Below are 18,201 nucleotides of genomic sequence, written 5' to 3'. Positions count from 1 at the left end.
AAAACCATACATGTTATGTATGGTTTTTTATTGTATAGGAAATTATATTATTTTATAAAATAATACATTATTAAATGGTATAATGAGATAATAAGATTACACAAAGAAAATGGAGGTACATAATGACGAAAAAAAGATTATTAATATTAGATTGTAATAGTTTGTTAAATAGAGCCTTCTATGCACTGCCAGATCTTACAACTCCAGAAGGAATACATACTAATGCTATATATGGATTTATGAATATGCTTTTAAAAATGAAAGAAGAGATAAAACCAGATTATATAGCTGCAACTTTTGATAAAAAAGCTCCAACTTTTAGACATAATGAGTATAAAGATTATAAAGCTGGAAGGAAAAAAATGCCTTCAGAACTTAGTGAGCAATTTCCAATAGTAAAAGAACTTTTAGGATATTTAGCTATAAATATATTTGAAATAGATGGATTTGAAGCAGATGACCTTATAGGAACCTTATCTGTTTTTGCAGAAAAGGAAGGGATAGAATCTTATATAGTAACAGGAGATAAAGATGCTCTTCAATTGGCTACTGATAATGTTAAAGTTGTTATAACTAAAAAAGGTATAACAGAAAAAGATATATATGACAAAGAAAGTTTTATAAAAGAGTTTGAAGTTACTCCTAAAGAATTTATTGATGTTAAAGGTCTTATGGGAGATTCATCGGACAATATTCCAGGAGTTCCGGGAATAGGTAAGAAAACTGCTTTTAAGCTTATAAGAGAATATAAAAGTATAGAGAAGGTATTAGAAAACATAGATAATTTAAGAGGAAAGAAGTTAAAAGAAAATTTAATTGAGTATAGGGAGCAAGCTATATTTAGTAAAAAATTAGCTACTATAATGTGTAATGTTCCTATAGAAATAGATATAGAAGATATAAAGTCTAAAGAAGATTATGATTTAGATAAAGTTAGAGAATTGTTTATGAAACTTCAGTTTAAATCTTTAATTAATAAAATAGATAAATCTAATGGAAATAAAGATGGAAAAGAGTTAAAAGAGAAAATTAATAATATTAAGATAGATTCTTTAGATGAATTGAAAAAATTAAAAGATAAAATAACTGATGAGTCTAATAAGAATAATTTATTTATATATTTTCAAATTTCAAACCAAAATATTTTTTCTAAAAAAACAATTGAAAATATGTATTTTAATTATGAAAGTAAAATATACGAGGTGCCATATTCTAAATTTTTACAAGAAGACAAAGTTAAATTTATAGAAATTCTAAAAAGTATTTTTGAGAATAAACATGTTAGTAAGATTTCATATGATACAAAAAATCTTTATACTATACTTAATAAAGCAGGCATTGGATTTAAAAATTTGTTATTTGATATAAAGTTAGGTGCTTATTTAATTAATCCTGTTAGAAAAGAATATGAAATTTATAGCTTATGTCAAGAATATTTATTTAAAAATATTGATAAAGATGATGAAAATATAAATATAGAAGAGTGCTATATGTTACCGAAGTTATATGAAATATTTGATAAAAAAATAAAAGAATATGATATGGAATATTTGCTTCATAAGGTAGAAGAACCCTTAGCTAATATACTTGCCATGATGGAAACCGAAGGATTTAAAGTTCATAGGGATAAACTTTTACAATTAGAAGAAAAGTTTAAAAAAGAAATAGAGAGTACTAAAAAGTATATATATAGTTTATCTGAAGAAGAATTTAATATAAATTCTCCTAAGCAATTAGGAAAAATATTATTTGAAAAACTTGATTTACCTGTGATAAAGAGAACTAAAACAGGATATTCAACTAATGCAGAAGTATTAGATAAATTAAAAGATAAACATCCTATAATAAACAAAATAACTTATTATAGACAGTTAACTAAAATATATTCTACCTATATAGAAGGAATTAAAGCTGTAATTGATGAGGATGGTAAAATACATTCTAATTTCAATCAAACAGTTACTGCCACAGGAAGGCTTTCAAGTACAGAACCTAATTTGCAAAACATACCTATTAAATATGAATTAGGTAGAGAGATAAGAAAGATATTTATACCTAATGAGAAAGACAGTGTAATATTATCAGCAGATTATTCTCAAATAGAGCTTAGGGTATTAGCTCATATAGGTGATGACAAAAATTTAATAGATGCTTTTAATGAACATGACGATATACACACTAAAACTGCTTCCGAAGTATTTAAAGTTCCATTAGGTGAAGTTACTTCTCTTATGAGAAGTAATGCAAAGGCAGTTAACTTTGGTATTGTATATGGAATAGGAGATTTTAGTTTATCACAAGATCTTAATATATCTAGAAAAGAGGCAAAGCAATATATTGACGCTTATTTTGATAGATATCCAAATGTAAAACAATATATAGATGATATAATAAATAAAGCAAAAGAAGACGGCTATGTAGAAACAATATTTAAAAGAAGAAGATATTTACCAGAAGTTAAAGCATCTAATAAAATAGTAAGAGCTGCAGGAGAAAGACTTGCAATGAACACTCCAATTCAAGGAAGTGCTGCAGATATTATAAAATTAGCTATGATAAAAGTTTATAATAAATTAAAAGAAGAGAAATTAAAGAGCACTATAATACTTCAAGTGCATGATGAATTAATTTTAAATGTGTATAAAAATGAATTAGAAAAAGTAGAGAATATAGTTAAAAATGAAATGGAAAAAGTTTTAGATTTAAAAGTACTACTTGAAATTGATATGCATGTAGGTGAAAATTGGTATGAAACTAAATAATAAAACTATAAATATAGGTCTTACAGGAGGAATTGGAAGTGGGAAAAGTACCGTATCTTCTATTTTAAAAGAAAAAGGAATTCCAATTGTAGATGCAGATATAATATCTAGAAAAGTATTAGATATATATCCAGAAATTTTAGTTAAGGTTAAAAAAAGTTTTGGAGAGAAGTTTATAGATTCTAGTGGTAATTTAAAAAGAAGGATATTTGGAAATTATATATTCATAAATAAAGAAAAAAGAGTGGAATATGAAAAAATAATAATTCCTTATATAATAAAACAAATATTTATAGAGATGGACAGTTATCATAAAGAAGGAAAAGCAATATGCGTTTTGGATGCACCTACATTAATGGAACATAAATTACATGAAAAAATGGATTTTAATATATTAGTGTGGGTTCAAAGAGACGTTCAAATAAAAAGAGTTATGAAAAGAGACAATCTAACTAAAGATGAAGTAATAAGTAGAATAAAATCTCAAATGGATATAGATGATAAAATTAATTTAGCAGATTTTGTTATTGATAATTCTAAAGATATTAATTATACTAAAAAACAAGTTAATAGTATAATACTAGAAATAACAGATAACAATTTTAAATAATAAAGAAGACAAGAAAGGGGGAGGCTCTTATAGTAGGGGCTAAAACTACAAGGTGAAATTAAAATCTATTAAAAAACTAATACTGATATTAATTTTAATTATTTTTGCTATGAATATAACCAATATAATAAAGTTTGTTTTTCCTATAAAACATAAAGATTATGTAATGGAGTATTCTAAAAAATATAAACTAGATGTATATTGGGTACTGGCAGTTATAAAGGCAGAGAGTAACTTTAGACATGATGCTGTTTCAAATAAGGATGCTCAAGGATTAATGCAATTAACTCCTGAGACGGCTAAATGGGTTGCAGAAAGAATGGGAATGAAAGATTTTAATATTGATATGTTAAAAGATCCAAAGATAAATATAGAAATGGGCTGTTGGTATTTAAATGACTTGAAAACTGAATTTAAAAATAATATAGACCTAGTTTTAGCAGCATATAATGGAGGAAGAGGAAATGTTCAGAAATGGCTTAAAAACCAAGAACATTCTAAGGATGGAAAAAATTTGAACAATATTCCTTTTAAAGAAACAGATAAATATGTAAAAAAAGTTAAATTAAATTATAAGATATATAAGTTCCTGTATGGAAAGTAGGATATTATTATTTAATATATATTATAAGTAGTATGTTTAAAGTAAATAATTAGCTAATATTCTAGTTGCCAATTATTTTTTTGATGTATTAGTAGGACAACTATTAATTTTAAGTAATTGTATATGATAAAATATATTTAGGATATTTAGCTGTTATTTATTTTTATATGACTAATTGACAATTATAAAAAAACAAAGTACAATGTAATAAATGAAATGCAGAAGTGGCGGAATTGGCAGACGTGCACGCTTGAGGGGCGTGTGGTGAAAATCGTACGGGTTCAAGTCCCGTCTTCTGCACCAGAATCTGAAATACTCGACAGGCTCTTATTTTGAACCTACAGTATTTATAAGGGAGTTCGATATTTAAATACGAAATTGACTTATAAGACCTTTTGGCAAGGACAAAGAAGTATTTGTGAGAACACCCACCTATCGAAAGATAGGTGTCAAAATTAGAGCTACGATATTTTGGATCTTTTATTGAATTTAATAATTTTATTTAAAACATGTTGAATATTCATATTTGACATGTTTTTTAATTTTCTATAATGTGGGAAATTCTTAGCTATGTAATTTTATGTTTAATATGCTATAATATAATGGATTATAGAAAACAGGAGGGTTTTATATGTCTAATAAATATTTAGTTATAGATACCAAAATACTTCCTGAGGCTTTTGAAAAGGTTGTAAAAGTCAAAGAGCTATTGGCTATGGGAAAAGTTAAGGATATAACAGAAGGAGTAAAAAAAGTAGGGATTAGTAGAAGTACTTACTATAAGTATAAAGACTTTGTGTTTACTCTAACAGAAGGGGTTGAATGTCAAAGAGCTACTATTGGACTTCTTTTAGGACATGAAAGAGGAACTTTATCTACAATTTTAGATATTATAGCTGAATCCAAAGGTAATATACTTACTATAAATCAAGATATACCTATAAATCATACAGCAAATGTTACTATAACTTTTGATATATCCAAAATGATTAAAGAATTAAAAGAGGTAATAGAGACTATAAGAGCTATTAATAATGTAATAAAAGTAAAGCTTATAGCAATGGAGTAAAATTATCTAGTAAGATGCACATTATATTAAGTGCATCTTATTTTATTTATAAGAAAATGAAGGATATTAAGTTTAGCATGTAGAATAAAAACAAGAATATAGGGGGGGATATTATGCTAGATGTTAAACTTAAATTTGATAATATTAAGATCCTTAATATTGAAAAAGAAGATATAGAAACTTTATATAAGTGTATTAAATCTAATGAATTTATAAGAAATATAAAGTATGATCCCCTAATAAATTCAAAAGAGTTAAATAATATTTTTTATGAATATTATTTAAACGAATGTGAATTTTTTTTGAAGATACTATATAAAGATAAGATTATAGGAGTGTTAAAAGGAAGAGCAGAGTTTAAAAATCCTAATGAAATTTGGGTTATGTATTTTTTAAAATATAAAGAATATGAAAATACAATTATATGGGATAAAATATTAGACAAATTAGAAATATATTTTTTTCAGCAGTATGCTATAGATAATTTTTATATTGTTATTGATGGAAAAAATAATAGATTCTATAGTGTTTTAAAAAATAAAGGATTTATTCCAACAAGATCATGTAATATTTTAATTAATGATAGAACTGAGGATTTAAATATTATACTAAAGAAAAATATAAAATTTAATAGAATATACAGATAAGCTGTTTAAATATAGGTAGCATATATTACGATTTTAAGATGATTTTAATTATTTTTGTATTATATGCTACTTATCCCTTTTATGTATAAAATGATTTGATTTTTAATATATATTTAAGAGTAAAAATAAAATAGGAGGACAGAAAGAAAATGAAGTATACAAGGTATGATTTTAAAAAGAGAAATAAAGGTAATTTTGTATTTGTCCTTATAATTGTTTTGGTATTAGTTTTAGCTTTTGTTTTAGGAACAGTGATATTTAAAGTTTTTCAAAACAAAGATAGTGTTAAAATTACTAATAGTACAAATAAAAATAAAAACACTAAATCTTGTGATGTAAAGTATAGCTCAAATAATAATACTAGATTTATACTTATACAAAAAGGAATATATGCTGATAAAAATAATGCTATGACTACTTTAAATAGTATAAAAAGTTATCCTAAATCTTTTCCAATAGAAGAAGGTGGGAAAACAAGAGTTTGTTTTGGTTTTTATTATGAAAAAGATGCGGAAAAATTAATAAAAGATTTAAAAGAGAAAAAAATTGAAAATTCTTCTATAAAATTTGATTTAAGCAAGAAAGATTTGTGCGATATAGAAATAGTTGAAATACTAAATGCCCATATACAAATAGTAGACAAGTTATCAGAAAATGGAGTTAAATCAGTAAAGACAGATGAGTTTAAAAAATGGGTAGCTTCCCTCCAACAAGTTAAGGGTAAAAATAAAAATTTAGAAACTTTAAATAAGATGAAATCATATATAAGTAAGATGCCTAAAGAACTTAATAAAGATAAGAAAAATGAAAATTATTCATATATATATAATATATTGAAAGCTGTTAAAACCAATAGTTAACCATTTGTTTTCAAGTCATAATTTTTTAGTCAAAAAATGACTTATATACTTGTTTATGTTTTTATAAAATGATAAACTATATTAGATATAATTTTGAGGTGGGTTTAAAATGAAGGGTATAGAAAAAAGTAAAAGTTTATTTGGCGTTTTTATACTTTTAGGAGCTATCTTAGGGAGTATATCAGGAGAGATAATAGGAAACAATTTTAGTGTACTATCATTTCTAAAAAGTTCATATACAATAGGAACTACTTCACCTATGGCTTTAAACCTAAAAGTTTTTAATTTAACTTTAGGTTTGAGTATTAATATTAATATCATGACTATAATAGGGATAATAGTGTCAATACTATTATATAGAAAATAAAAAAGGAGAGATACGATTGAGGATTGTATTGGCTTCTGCTTCTGAAAGAAGAAAAGACCTTTTGCAAATAATTTGTAACAATTTTGATATAATAGTGAGTAATTTTGATGAAAGCTGTATAATGTATAATGGGGATGTTAAATCTTACGTTATGGATTTATCAAAAGGTAAAGCTATGAATGTATGTAACAGTTTAAAAAATTCAGCTATAGTTATAGGTTGTGATACTTTAGTATTTTTTGAAAACAGCATATTAGGCAAACCTAAAACAAAAGAAGAAGCATACCATATGTTAAAAAAATTGAGTGGAAATATTCATAAAGTATATTCTGGTATTACTGTTATAGATAGTAATACTGGACATAGTATTAGTGATTATGTCTGTACTAAAGTTCAATTTTCTCATTTAACAGATGACCAAATTGAAAAATACATAGACTCAGGAGATCCTATGGATAAGGCAGGTTCATATGGAATTCAAGGTCAAGCAGGGGTTTTTGTTGAAAAAATAGATGGATGCTATTATAATGTTGTAGGTTTACCTTTAAATAAGTTATATTATATGTTAAAAAGGATAGGTGTGAATTTATAAAAAGGAACTTTATTTAAAATGAATAATATCCTTAAAATTAAAGATTCCTCAGGAATTGAAAGGCCTTAAGAAAAATTTGTTAAATATGGCGCACAAGGACTTTCAAATTTATAATTTTTAGCAATAATATTAAACAGGAACAAAAAAATGAAAATATTATGATGCTTAACTAATAGACTAATAAAGAAAAACGATGATTTTAATCTTTTTTAGACAGTTTATAGAAAATTTACAAAATCAAAAGTATAGCAATTGTGGAAGCATCCAAATAGTAGCTTTATCAGAAATATTTAAAAGAATTAAGGGTTTTAAATCAAAAATAGACTTTAAAATTAATAATTCTAAAGCTGTAGTAGATTTAATTATGAATTAAATGAAAGATTCTAAGGAAGAAACATTGAAAGTTTTAATGTTAAATACCAAAAATGTAGTTATCTGTATTAAAGATGTATTTATAAGAACTTTGAATTTTTTATAATACATCCTAGAGAAATATTTTGTGAAGCAATAAAGAAAAATAGTTCATCGTTGTAATATGTAATAATCATCCATTAGGTGATTTATCGTCTAGTAATAACGATTTAAAAACTTTATTAAGATTAAAAATGTAGTGAACTAATAGACATAGATTTATTGCATTACACAATAATTGGAAGCAATAGCTATATGAGTTTAAACCAAAAGGGTATAATATAAATAGAGATAGAGAGGAGAACAACAAATATGAGATTTTTTGGTATAACTAAAGATATGGGAATAGATTTAGGAACTGCTAATACTTTAGTATATGTAAAAGGAAAAGGAGTAGTACTTGCTGAGCCTTCAGTTGTTGCTATAAATAAGGATATAAATAAGGTTTTAGCTGTGGGGGAAGAAGCTAAACAAATGATAGGAAGAACACCTGGTAACATAGTTGCAATAAGACCATTAAAAGATGGAGTTATTGCAGATTTTGATGTAACACAAACTATGCTTAAAAAATTCATTGAAAAAATAAGTCCTAAGAGTGGGTTTACAAATCCAAGAATAGTTATATGTTTTCCATCAGGAGTTACAGAAGTGGAAAAAAGAGCTATAGATGAAGCTACAAAACAAGCAGGAGCTAGAGAAGTGGTATTAATGGAAGAACCAATGGCAGCAGCAATAGGAGCAGGTCTTCCAGTAAATGAACCTACAGGAAGCATGATAGTAGATATCGGAGGCGGTACTACTGAAGTTGCTATAATATCTCTTGGAGGAATAGTAACAAGTAAATCTTTAAGAGTTGCTGGAGACGAATTAGATCAATCAATTATAAGCTACATAAAGAAAGAATATAACTTAATGATAGGTGAAAGAACAGCAGAAAATATAAAAGTTGAACTAGGTTCTGCATATGATATAGGGGAAAATAAGGAAATGGATATAAGAGGAAGAGATTTAATATCAGGTCTTCCAAAAGTTGTTACAATTACAGAAAAAGAAGTTAGAGAAGCTTTAAAAGAACCTGTATTTGCAATAATAGATGCTATAAAAACAACACTAGAAAAGACTCCACCAGAACTTGCTTCAGATATAATGGATAAAGGAATAATGTTAGCCGGAGGGGGAGCACTTCTTAAAGGTTTAGACGAGCTTATAAACAAAGAAACACATATGCCGGTTCATATAGCTGAATCTCCCCTTAACTGTGTAGCAATTGGTGCAGGAAAAGCATTAGAAACTATAGATAAATTAGTATCAGCAGGGAAAAAGTAATAAATTATGAAGATTTTCAAAAATAAACTGGCAGTAACAATAATTTTACTGTCAGTTACCTTTTTAATATTAATTACACAGAGCGTAGGGAGAAGTAAGTTATCTTTTGTTGAAAGTGGAGTAGGCAGTGTTTTAAATCCTATTCAAGGAGTCTTTTATAAAACTAATCAGAAAATTAAAAACTACATAGGATTTGTATTAAATATACCGGATGTTAAAAAAGAAAATAATGATTTAAAAAAGAAAAATAGTGAACTTGAAAAAAAATTAATTGAAAATAAACTAGCTGTAAAAGAAAATGAAAGATTAAGAAAAGCATTGAATTTCAAAAATCAGCATTCTCAGTATGATTATATTGGATGCGATATAATTAGTAAAAGTGGAAGCGGATATATAGATGAATTTACTATAAATAGAGGTACCAAAGATGGTGTTGGTAAGGATATGATAGCTATAACATCAGAAGGGTTATTTGGTAAAGTCATTCAAGCAGGATCAAATTGGTCAAAGGTACAATCTATTTCTAATGAAAATTTAGCAGTAAGTGCTATGGTAGAAAGCACTGGTGAAAATAATGGTATTGTTAAAGGATATAAAGATGGTTCTAATAATCTATTAGCTAGATTAGAATTTTTACCTATGGATTCTAAAGTGAAAAAAGGAGACGATATTTTAACTTCAGGTACTGGAGGGTTTTATCCTAAAGGCTTAAGGATTGGTAAAGTAATTTTAGTACAAGAAGACAAAGGTAAAATAATGAAAACAGCTGTTATAAAACCTAGTGCAAATTTAGAAAAAGTACAAGAAATATTTATTGTAGTACCTAAAAATAAAGTAAAAGTTGAGTATTAAGGTGGTATATTATGAAAAAATCAGCTATATTAGGAGCGGTTATTCTTCTATTATCTATACTTGATAACTCATTAATTCCATTTATATCAATAAAAGGGGTATATCCAAGTTTAATATTTGTATTTGTTTTAAGTTATTCTATTATAAATAATAAATGGGAAGCCTTATGGATAGGAATGTTTTCAGGGGTTATTCAAGATATATATTTTACTAATGTATTTGGGGTGAATGCATTATTTAATATGTTAATATGTGTTTTAGCTAGTGAGATTGGTTCCAATATAATAAAAAGGAAAGTATTTATACCTTTTATTTCATGTATAATCTTAAGCATTTTAAAGGGCATAGGTGTATTTATTACATTTTATGCTATGGGTGTATATATGGATTATAAATTGATATTTTTTACCAGTATATATAATGCAGTATTAATACTTATAATATACAATATTGTATATAGAATTTGCACTACAAAAAGTATTAAACGAAAGTGGAAGTTTTAAAGGATTGGTGATTTAATTAATGAAAGTAAATAAAGATAAAAAATTTACCAGGTTCACTGCATTTGTAATAATTATATTTTTTGTTTTTATTGGAATTGTCTCAAGGTTAGTTTATCTCCAGGTTTTAAATTCTCAACAGTTTAAAGAAAAAGCTAATAATAGATCTATAAGAGAAATACCAGAGGCAGCTCCCAGAGGTGAAATTTTAGATAGAAATAACAATGTACTTGCTACTAATAAACAAAATTATATGCTTGTGTATAATGAAACTTCTGAAAGTAAAAAAGATTTTTTTAAAACTATGAATAAAGTTTTTGATATTTTAGATGAAAGAAAGCAAGAACAAACAGATGATTTTGAACTTAAAATAAATCCATATAGATTTGAATTTAAATCTGATGATCTTAAAGTAAAAAAAGCTTTAGAACTCAGATTTAAAAAGGATAGAGGACTTGATGAGGAAGTAAGAAAAAAATTCTTTAAAGGTAAACATAAAGAAGAACTTACAGATAAAGATAAAGAGAAAATAGATGAAGAGTTAGCTAAAATAACACCAAAAGAAGTTTTTGATTTTTTAGTTAAACAATATAAAATAGATGGAAAAGGATATTCTCTTAAAGATAAAAGACGTTATATGATAGTAAAAGATACAGCTAAAATGCAACGTTTTTCAGGATATAAACCAGTAACCATAGCTGATGATATAAGTAAAGAAACAGCTACTATTTTTCTTCAAAAGCTTAATGATCTTCCCGGAATAGATGTTACAACTCAGCCAGTAAGATACTATCCTAATAAAGAAATAGGTTCTGCTGCATTAGGATATATTTCTAAGATAAGTGGAGATAGAGACAAATATAAAGAAAAAGGATATGATGTAAGCTCTGATTATATAGGTATAAATGGAATAGAAGGAGTTTATGAAGACAGACTTAAAGGATCTAAAGGTGGAAAAATAGTAAAACTAAATAAAAATGGTAGAATTGTTGAAGAACTTGGAAGGAGAGAGCCTTATCCTGGACAAACATTACAACTTACTATAGATAAGGATATACAGGCAGCTGCTGAAAAATCCTTAGATGATACAATGAAAAGCTTAAGGAATAGAGGAGAATCAGCAAATGCTACAAGGGGAGCAGCGGTAGCAGTAGATGTAAATACTGGAGAAATATTAGCTTTAGCAAGTAGACCAGGTTTTGATCCTAATATATTTTCCACACCAGGTAAGCTAACTCCAGAAAAGTATAAAGAATTTTTTAATCCTGATTTAGCTGAATTTGGGAGAAATTATATAAATAGCAGAGGTTTATCTGGAGGAGATACAGAGGGGAAATTAAATGAATTATTTCCATTAGATAAACGTATAAAAAATAATAAAACAATCAGAGAAGATATACATGATATATATCCAAAACCATTATATAACTATGCTACTATGCCATTAATACCACCAGGATCTACGTTTAAACCTATGACTGCAATAGCAGGATTAGAAAGTGGAGCTATAGGACAATACTTTTCTATAACAGATAATGGAGTATTTGATGATGGTAATGGTTTTAATAAAAAATTTAAGTATACTTATGGTTCTGTTGATTTAGCTAAGGGATTAGCTGTATCAAGTAACCCATATTTTATGTCAGTAGGTCAGAAGATAAGAGAAACTGGAGGAGATGATCTATTAGCTAAATATGCTTGGAAATTTGGATTAGGGGTACCACCTAATTCTGATGTGAAACCTGCAACAGGTATAGAAATACCAGAACATTTTGGTCAAGTATTTAATAAGTATTCTATGACTAAGTTATATGCTCAGCAATATTTATGGAAAACTATGTCTACATTAAAAGAAGGTAAAGATTCTAGAGAAAATAGATTTCCATCTATAGATCTATATGATAGAGATTCAGATACTGAAAAAGTAAAGGAAATAAAAACTTCTATAAAAGATTTAATAAAACAATCTATAGAAGAAGGAAGTAAAAAATTTAATTCTGAAGAATATAAAAAGTTATTTAAAGAATTGATATCAGAAGATTCAGCACAGAAAAATAAAAGTATAGCAGATAAACAAATTAGTAAAATAATAGATGTAGTTAGGTATATAACAGTTTCAGATGCTAATTCTCAATTAAGACTTGGAGCAAATATGTATAATGCATCTATAGGACAAGGAATGAATACTTTTACTCCACTTCAATTAGCAAATTATGTAGCTACTATTGCAAATGGAGGAGATAGATATAATCTTCATTTAGTAAAGAAAATATTAGATTCTGATAAAAATGTTATTCAAGATATAAAACCAGAAATAGCAGAAAAAACAAATGTAAGTAAAGAAAATATTGATGCAGTAATGAGAGGTATGAAAGAAGTTACTGGAGGAGAAGGCGGTACTGCTGCTAATGCATTTAAAGATCTTCTTCCAATTCAGGTAGCAGCCAAAACAGGGTCAGCAGATATCAGGGATGATCAAGGTGAATTTGGAAGGACATCTTATGCTACACTTATAGCATGTGCTCCTGCAGATAATCCGAAAATTGCAGTTTCAGTTGTTGTATTTGATGGACAGCATGGTACGTATGTAGCACCTGTTGCAAAGGCAATATTTGAACAATATTTTAATAAAGATAAAAAAGCAGATACTAAAAGTAAATAATAGAGTAGTTATATAAAATGTGTATATTTAGTATGACTGTATGATAAAGATAAAAGAATGTAAATAGTGAATAATATAAGGTATAATAAACATGACTGTGAAAGTTCAGTCATGTTTATTTTATAAAAATATTAAAAAGTTTAAAGTATACATTATATATATTATAAACTAATATTTGTAGTGCAGTAATATTAGTTGTAATAAGTGAAAGTATGAGTTCTGAAGGATTGGTGATTTAATTAATGAGAGTAGATAAAAATAAAAAATTTACCAGGTTCACTGCATTTGTAATAATTATATTTTTGGTCTTTATTGGAATTATTTCAAGGTTAGTTTACCTTCAGGTTTTAAATTCTCAACAATTTAAAGAAAAAGCTAATAATAGATCTATAAGAGAAATACCAGAGGCAGCTCCTAGAGGCGAAATTTTAGATAGAAATAACAATGTACTTGCGACTAATAAACAAAATTATATGCTTGTGTATAATGAAACCTCTGAAAGTAAAAAAGATTTTTTTAAAACTATGAATAAAGTTTTTGATATTTTAGATGAAAGAAAGCAAGAACAAACAGATGATTTTGAACTTAAAATAAATCCATATAGATTTGAATTTAAATCTGATGATCCTAAAGTAAAAAAAGTTTTAGAACTTAGATTTAAAAAGGATAGAGGACTTGATGAGGAAGTAAGAAAAAAATTCTTTAAAGGTAAACATAAAGAAGAACTTACAGATAAAGATAAAGAGAAAATTGATGAAGAGTTAGCTAAAATAACACCAAAAGAAGTTTTTGATTTTTTAGTTAAACAGTATGAAATAGATGGAAAAGGATATTCTCTTAAAGATAAAAGACGTTATATGATAGTAAAAGATACAGCTAAAATGCAACGTTTTTCAGGATATAAACCAGTAACTATAGCTAATGATATAAGTAAAGAAACAGCTACTATTTTTCTTCAAAAACTTAATGATCTTCCTGGAATAGATGTTACAACTCAGCCAGTAAGATATTATCCTAATAAAGAAGTAGGAGCAGCTGCACTAGGATATATTTCTAAGATAAGTGGAGATAGAGATAAGTATAAAGAAAAAGGATATGATGTAAGCTCTGACTACATAGGTATAAATGGAATAGAAGGAATTTATGAAGACAGACTTAAAGGCTCTAAAGGTGGAAAAATAGTAAAATTAAATAAAAATGGTAGAATTGTTGAAGAACTTGGAAGGAGAGAGCCTTATCCCGGTCAAACATTACAGCTTACTATAGATAAGGATATACAAGCAGCTGCTGAAAAGGCTTTAGATGATAATATGAAATATATAAGAGCAACTTATCCTAAAGCAGGAAATGCTACTAGGGGAGCGGCAGTGGCAGTAGATGTAAATACTGGAGAAATATTAGCTTTAGCAAGTAGACCTGGTTTTGATCCTAATATATTTTCAACACCAGGTAAGTTAACTCCAGAAAAGTACAAAGAATTTTTTAATCCGAATTTAGCTGAGTTTGGAAGAAATTATATAAATAGCAAAGGCTTATCTGGCGGAGATACAGAGGGAAAATTAAATGAATTATTTCCATTAGATAAACGTATAAAAAATAATAAAACAATCAGAGAAGATATACACGATGTATACCCAAAACCACTATATAATTATGCCACTATGTCAGTAGTTCCACCAGGATCTACTTTTAAACCTATGACTGCAATAGCGGGATTAGAAAGTGGTGCCATAGGACAAGGCTTTTCAATGGATGATAACGGAGTATTTGATGATGGTAAAAATTTTATTAGAAAATTTGATGTAGGAGCATATGGCCCTGTAGATTTAACAAAGGCTCTAGAGGTATCAAGTAACCCATATTTTATGACAGTAGGTAAGAAACTAAGAGAAACTGGTGGAGATGATATATTAGCTAAGTATGCTTGGAAATTTGGATTAGGAGTACCACCTAATTCTGATGTAAAACCTGCAACAGGTATAGAAATACCTGAAAATTTTGGCCAAGTATTTAATAAGTATTCTATGACTAAGATATATGCTAGGCAGTATTTATGGCAAACTATGTCTACATTAAAAGAAGGTAAAGATTCTAGAGGAAATAGATTTCCATCTATAGATTTATATGATAGAGATTCAGATACTGAAAAAGTAAAGGAAATAAAAACTTCTATAAAAGATTTAGTGAAACAATCCATAGAAGAGGGAAGTAAGAAATTTAATTCTGAAGAATATAAAAAATTATTTAAACAATTAATAACAGAAGATTCAGCCCAGAAAAATAAAAATATATCTGATAAGGAAATTAGTACAATAATAAATGTTGTTAGATATATTACGGTTTCAGATGCTAACTCTCAGTTAAGGCTTGGAGCTAATATGTATAATGCATCTATAGGTCAAGGTATAAGTAGTTTTACTCCACTTCAATTAGCAAATTATGTAGCTACTATTGCAAATGGAGGAGATAGATATAATCTTCATTTAGTAAAAAAAATATTAGATTCTGATAAAAATGTTATTCAAGATATAAAACCAGAAATAGCAGAAAAAACAAATGTAAGTAAGGAAAATCTTGCGGCAGTGAGAAGCGGTATGACTGAAGTTGCTAGAGGTGCAGCAGGTACTGCAACTAATACCTTTAAAAGTTTTAATGTTAAGGTAGCAGCTAAAACAGGATCTGCAGATATTAGTGAAAATCAAGGGGAATTTGGAAGGACATCTTATGCTACACTTATAGCATTTGCTCCTATAGATAATCCTAAAATTGCAGTTTCAGTTGTTGTATTTGATGGACAGCATGGTGGATATGTAGCACCTGTTGCAAAGGCAATATTTGAGCAATATTTTAACAAAGGTAAAAAAGCTGATACTAAAAGTAAATAATATGGTGATTCTATAAAATATGAAAATTTAGAGAACTGTTATAATAAAGATAATAAATAAATGTAAATAGTAAATGATATAAAATATAGTAAACATGACTGTGAAATTTCAGTCATGTTTATTTTGTAAAAAAGATTAAAAATTTTAAAGTATAGTTTTAAAAAACCGAAAAATAAAAAGATATGAGAAGTAGTTTGGTAAAATATTATTAAATTTCTTTGCAATTAGAAGGATTTAATAAAAATATGTTGAAATATACATAAAGTAGTAGCTTTAAAGGGTTGTTTTGGAGGTTGGATATGCTTGGTGACGGTATAGTAATCAAAGGAAACAGAGAAGGACTAAATGCTATAATTAATATGAATAAATTCAGAGATTTTGACCAAATGCTACGTGCACTTATGGATAGATTATCAAAAGGCAAAAATTTTTATAAGGGAGCTAGCATTAATGTAATTATAGACCTGAAATGTTTAAATGAAAAAAATTTAAAAAAATTAGAGACAGTTTTGTTTGATGAATTTTCTATAAAAGATTGTGTATTTGAAGATAGAAAAGAAAAAAAGAAAAAGTTTTTCGATGGCATATATGAAGGGAAGACTAAGTTTATTAGAAAAACTATAAGAAGTGGACAAGTAATTAGTTATAGTGGTAATTTAGTTATTATAGGAAATGTAAATTCAGGAGCAGAAGTATATGCTGATGGCAATGTAATAGTACTAGGAATTCTTAAAGGGTATGTACATGCTGGTTTTAGAGGTAATTCAAAAGCTATTGTAGCAGCTCTTTGTCTTCAACCATCTATTCTCAGAATATCTAATATAATGACAAGATCACCGGAAGATAATGTAAAACCTAGATACCCAGAAGTTGCAAAAATAAGGGAAAAAACAATAATAGTTGAGCCGTATATACCTAATAAATATATGTATTAAGGAGGGTAAAAAATGGGAGAAAGTATAGTGGTTACGTCTGGTAAAGGCGGAGTTGGAAAAACTACCACATCTGCTAACATAGGAACAGCACTTGCTTCTATGGGAAACAAAGTAGTAATAGTAGATGGTGATACAGGATTAAGAAATTTGGATGTCCTAATGGGACTTGAAAATAGAATAGTATTTACACTTCTTGATGTTATAGAAAAAAGGTGTAGATTAAAACAAGCTTTAATAAAAGACAAAAGGTTAAGTAATTTGTATTTGTTACCTACAGCTCAAACTAGAGATAAAGAAGATGTAAAAGTAGAGCATATGTTAAACATAATTAATGATCTTAAAGAAGATTTTGATTATGTAATAATAGATTGTCCTGCTGGAATTGAGAGGGGATTTGAAAGTTCTATAGTAGGAGCTGATAGGGCTTTAGTAGTTGTAAATCCTGAAGTAACTTCAGTAAGAGATTCAGATAGGGTTATAGGAAAATTAGATTCAAAAGGTATAGAAGATCATCAATTAGTAGTAAATAGGTTGAACTATGAAATGACTAAAAAAGGTGAAATGTTAGGAATTGACGATATAATAGATAGTTTAGCTATAAAACTTATAGGTGTTGTTCCAGATGATAGGAGTATAACTGTATCAACTAATAAAGGAGAACCTATTGTGCTAGATGATAAAGCTGCATCAGGAAAAGCATTTAGAAACATAGCGAAGAGGATAACAGGAGAAAAAGTTCCCATAATGGATTTTAGTAATAATAATAATCATGGGTTTTTAAAATCATTTAAAAGGTTACTAGGGTTAAATTAGGAGTGATATAATGGATTTATTTAAATTATTTTCTTCAAAACCTTCTTCAAAAGATGTAGCTAAGGAAAGGCTAAAATTAATATTGATACAAGATAGGAACTCTATATCTCCTAAAGTTTTAGAATCTATAAGAGAAGATATGCTTGAGGTAATATCTAAATATCTGGAAATTGATGATCATGAAGTTGACATTAAAATGACAAGTACAGAAGAGGTAGAAGGATGTGCGCCGGCATTAATAGCAAGCATTCCAATAAAGAAAGTTAAAAAGAATATTAAATAAATATTTAAAAGTTATGTATAAAT

Annotated in this window: 17 protein-coding genes, 1 tRNA gene and 1 other RNA gene; all 19 read left to right on the top strand. The window is 27.2% G+C overall.

Annotated elements, in window-relative coordinates; genetic code table 11:
- The first annotated feature begins 122 nt into the window (after positions 1 to 122).
- The 19 genes from polA to minE all read left to right on the top strand — a co-directional run bounded on the left by polA (position 123) and on the right by minE (position 18,178).
- Positions 123 to 2,762: a DNA polymerase I gene (polA, locus tag ABDZ71_RS18565; RefSeq protein ID WP_343764184.1), complete on the top strand. Its 2,640-nt coding sequence runs from the start codon at positions 123 to 125 to the stop codon at positions 2,760 to 2,762.
- Positions 2,749 to 3,372: a dephospho-CoA kinase gene (coaE, locus tag ABDZ71_RS18560; protein ID WP_343764181.1), complete on the top strand. Its 624-nt coding sequence runs from the start codon at positions 2,749 to 2,751 to the stop codon at positions 3,370 to 3,372. Before polA ends, coaE begins: the two co-directional genes overlap by 14 nt.
- A 109-nt stretch (positions 3,373 to 3,481) precedes the next feature.
- The gene (locus ABDZ71_RS18555; RefSeq protein ID WP_343764579.1) at positions 3,482 to 3,976 is read left to right on the top strand and encodes a lytic transglycosylase domain-containing protein; all 495 of its coding nucleotides are present in this window, start codon (positions 3,482 to 3,484) and stop codon (positions 3,974 to 3,976) included.
- Between the two features lie 218 nt (positions 3,977 to 4,194).
- Positions 4,195 to 4,279 (top strand) — tRNA-Leu (locus ABDZ71_RS18550).
- Positions 4,278 to 4,458: non-coding RNA, 6S RNA (gene ssrS / locus ABDZ71_RS18545), on the top strand. Before ABDZ71_RS18550 ends, ssrS begins: the two co-directional genes overlap by 2 nt.
- A 149-nt stretch (positions 4,459 to 4,607) precedes the next feature.
- Positions 4,608 to 5,045, top strand: a complete 438-nt coding sequence (locus ABDZ71_RS18540; protein ID WP_343764178.1) for an ACT domain-containing protein — start codon at positions 4,608 to 4,610, stop codon at positions 5,043 to 5,045.
- 113 nt (positions 5,046 to 5,158) lie between these two features.
- Positions 5,159 to 5,692 (top strand): GNAT family N-acetyltransferase, encoded by a 534-nt coding sequence (locus ABDZ71_RS18535; protein ID WP_343764176.1) that lies wholly within the window; start codon positions 5,159 to 5,161, stop codon positions 5,690 to 5,692.
- A 149-nt stretch (positions 5,693 to 5,841) separates the two neighbouring features.
- A complete protein-coding gene (locus ABDZ71_RS18530) occupies positions 5,842 to 6,552 on the top strand; it encodes a hypothetical protein (protein WP_343764173.1) in 711 nt (236 codons plus the stop codon).
- Positions 6,553 to 6,661: 109 nt separating this feature from the next.
- A complete protein-coding gene (locus ABDZ71_RS18525) occupies positions 6,662 to 6,919 on the top strand; it encodes a DUF4321 domain-containing protein (protein WP_343764171.1) in 258 nt (85 codons plus the stop codon).
- A 16-nt stretch (positions 6,920 to 6,935) separates the two neighbouring features.
- Entirely contained in the window at positions 6,936 to 7,511 is a 576-nt protein-coding gene (locus ABDZ71_RS18520; RefSeq protein WP_343764169.1) for a Maf-like protein, read from the top strand.
- Between the two features lie 193 nt (positions 7,512 to 7,704).
- The gene (locus ABDZ71_RS18515) at positions 7,705 to 7,884 is read left to right on the top strand and encodes a hypothetical protein (RefSeq protein ID WP_343764167.1); all 180 of its coding nucleotides are present in this window, start codon (positions 7,705 to 7,707) and stop codon (positions 7,882 to 7,884) included.
- Between the two features lie 350 nt (positions 7,885 to 8,234).
- A complete protein-coding gene (locus ABDZ71_RS18510) occupies positions 8,235 to 9,248 on the top strand; it encodes a rod shape-determining protein (protein ID WP_343764165.1) in 1,014 nt (337 codons plus the stop codon).
- A 6-nt stretch (positions 9,249 to 9,254) separates the two neighbouring features.
- The gene (gene mreC, locus ABDZ71_RS18505; RefSeq protein WP_343764163.1) at positions 9,255 to 10,100 is read left to right on the top strand and encodes a rod shape-determining protein MreC; all 846 of its coding nucleotides are present in this window, start codon (positions 9,255 to 9,257) and stop codon (positions 10,098 to 10,100) included.
- An 11-nt stretch (positions 10,101 to 10,111) separates the two neighbouring features.
- Entirely contained in the window at positions 10,112 to 10,603 is a 492-nt protein-coding gene (gene mreD / locus ABDZ71_RS18500) for a rod shape-determining protein MreD (protein ID WP_343764161.1), read from the top strand.
- Positions 10,604 to 10,622: 19 nt separating this feature from the next.
- The gene (locus ABDZ71_RS18495; protein WP_343764158.1) at positions 10,623 to 13,262 is read left to right on the top strand and encodes a penicillin-binding transpeptidase domain-containing protein; all 2,640 of its coding nucleotides are present in this window, start codon (positions 10,623 to 10,625) and stop codon (positions 13,260 to 13,262) included.
- Positions 13,263 to 13,504: 242 nt separating this feature from the next.
- Positions 13,505 to 16,147, top strand: coding sequence for a peptidoglycan D,D-transpeptidase FtsI family protein (locus ABDZ71_RS18490; RefSeq protein WP_343764155.1), 2,643 nt, complete (start codon positions 13,505 to 13,507; stop codon positions 16,145 to 16,147).
- A gap of 299 nt (positions 16,148 to 16,446) precedes the next feature.
- Complete coding sequence (gene minC / locus ABDZ71_RS18485; RefSeq protein ID WP_343764153.1) at positions 16,447 to 17,082, top strand: septum site-determining protein MinC; 636 nt, start codon at positions 16,447 to 16,449, stop codon at positions 17,080 to 17,082.
- Positions 17,083 to 17,094: 12 nt separating this feature from the next.
- On the top strand, positions 17,095 to 17,895 hold the full coding sequence (gene minD / locus ABDZ71_RS18480; protein WP_343764151.1) for a septum site-determining protein MinD: 801 nt from the start codon (positions 17,095 to 17,097) through the stop codon (positions 17,893 to 17,895).
- 10 nt (positions 17,896 to 17,905) lie between these two features.
- The gene (gene minE, locus ABDZ71_RS18475; protein ID WP_343764149.1) at positions 17,906 to 18,178 is read left to right on the top strand and encodes a cell division topological specificity factor MinE; all 273 of its coding nucleotides are present in this window, start codon (positions 17,906 to 17,908) and stop codon (positions 18,176 to 18,178) included.
- Positions 18,179 to 18,201 lie beyond the last annotated feature (23 nt).

The organism is Clostridium oceanicum, from assembly GCF_039521385.1.
In the GTDB taxonomy this organism is placed as follows: Bacteria; Bacillota; Clostridia; order Clostridiales; family Clostridiaceae; genus Clostridium_F; species Clostridium_F oceanicum.
The sequence above is the reverse complement of the archived record's forward strand: the minus strand, read 5'-3'. Positions and strand labels throughout refer to the sequence as shown.

Excerpts from the sequence above, each read along its gene's own strand:
- minC (WP_343764153.1), top strand. The coding sequence starts at position 16,447 with ATGCTTGGTGACGGTATAGTAATCAAAGGAAACAGAGAAGGACTAAAT.
- ABDZ71_RS18490 (WP_343764155.1), top strand. The coding sequence starts at position 13,505 with ATGAGAGTAGATAAAAATAAAAAATTTACCAGGTTCACTGCATTTGTA.
- ABDZ71_RS18515 (WP_343764167.1), top strand. The coding sequence starts at position 7,705 with ATGATTTTAATCTTTTTTAGACAGTTTATAGAAAATTTACAAAATCAA.
- ABDZ71_RS18525 (WP_343764171.1), top strand. The coding sequence starts at position 6,662 with ATGAAGGGTATAGAAAAAAGTAAAAGTTTATTTGGCGTTTTTATACTT.
- ABDZ71_RS18530 (WP_343764173.1), top strand. The coding sequence starts at position 5,842 with ATGAAGTATACAAGGTATGATTTTAAAAAGAGAAATAAAGGTAATTTT.
- ABDZ71_RS18540 (WP_343764178.1), top strand. The coding sequence starts at position 4,608 with ATGTCTAATAAATATTTAGTTATAGATACCAAAATACTTCCTGAGGCT.
- ABDZ71_RS18495 (WP_343764158.1), top strand. The coding sequence starts at position 10,623 with ATGAAAGTAAATAAAGATAAAAAATTTACCAGGTTCACTGCATTTGTA.
- ABDZ71_RS18510 (WP_343764165.1), top strand. The coding sequence starts at position 8,235 with ATGAGATTTTTTGGTATAACTAAAGATATGGGAATAGATTTAGGAACT.
- polA (WP_343764184.1), top strand. The coding sequence starts at position 123 with ATGACGAAAAAAAGATTATTAATATTAGATTGTAATAGTTTGTTAAAT.
- mreD (WP_343764161.1), top strand. The coding sequence starts at position 10,112 with ATGAAAAAATCAGCTATATTAGGAGCGGTTATTCTTCTATTATCTATA.
- coaE (WP_343764181.1), top strand. The coding sequence starts at position 2,749 with ATGAAACTAAATAATAAAACTATAAATATAGGTCTTACAGGAGGAATT.
- ABDZ71_RS18535 (WP_343764176.1), top strand. The coding sequence starts at position 5,159 with ATGCTAGATGTTAAACTTAAATTTGATAATATTAAGATCCTTAATATT.
- minD (WP_343764151.1), top strand. The coding sequence starts at position 17,095 with ATGGGAGAAAGTATAGTGGTTACGTCTGGTAAAGGCGGAGTTGGAAAA.
- mreC (WP_343764163.1), top strand. The coding sequence starts at position 9,255 with ATGAAGATTTTCAAAAATAAACTGGCAGTAACAATAATTTTACTGTCA.
- minE (WP_343764149.1), top strand. The coding sequence starts at position 17,906 with ATGGATTTATTTAAATTATTTTCTTCAAAACCTTCTTCAAAAGATGTA.
- ABDZ71_RS18555 (WP_343764579.1), top strand. The coding sequence starts at position 3,482 with ATGAATATAACCAATATAATAAAGTTTGTTTTTCCTATAAAACATAAA.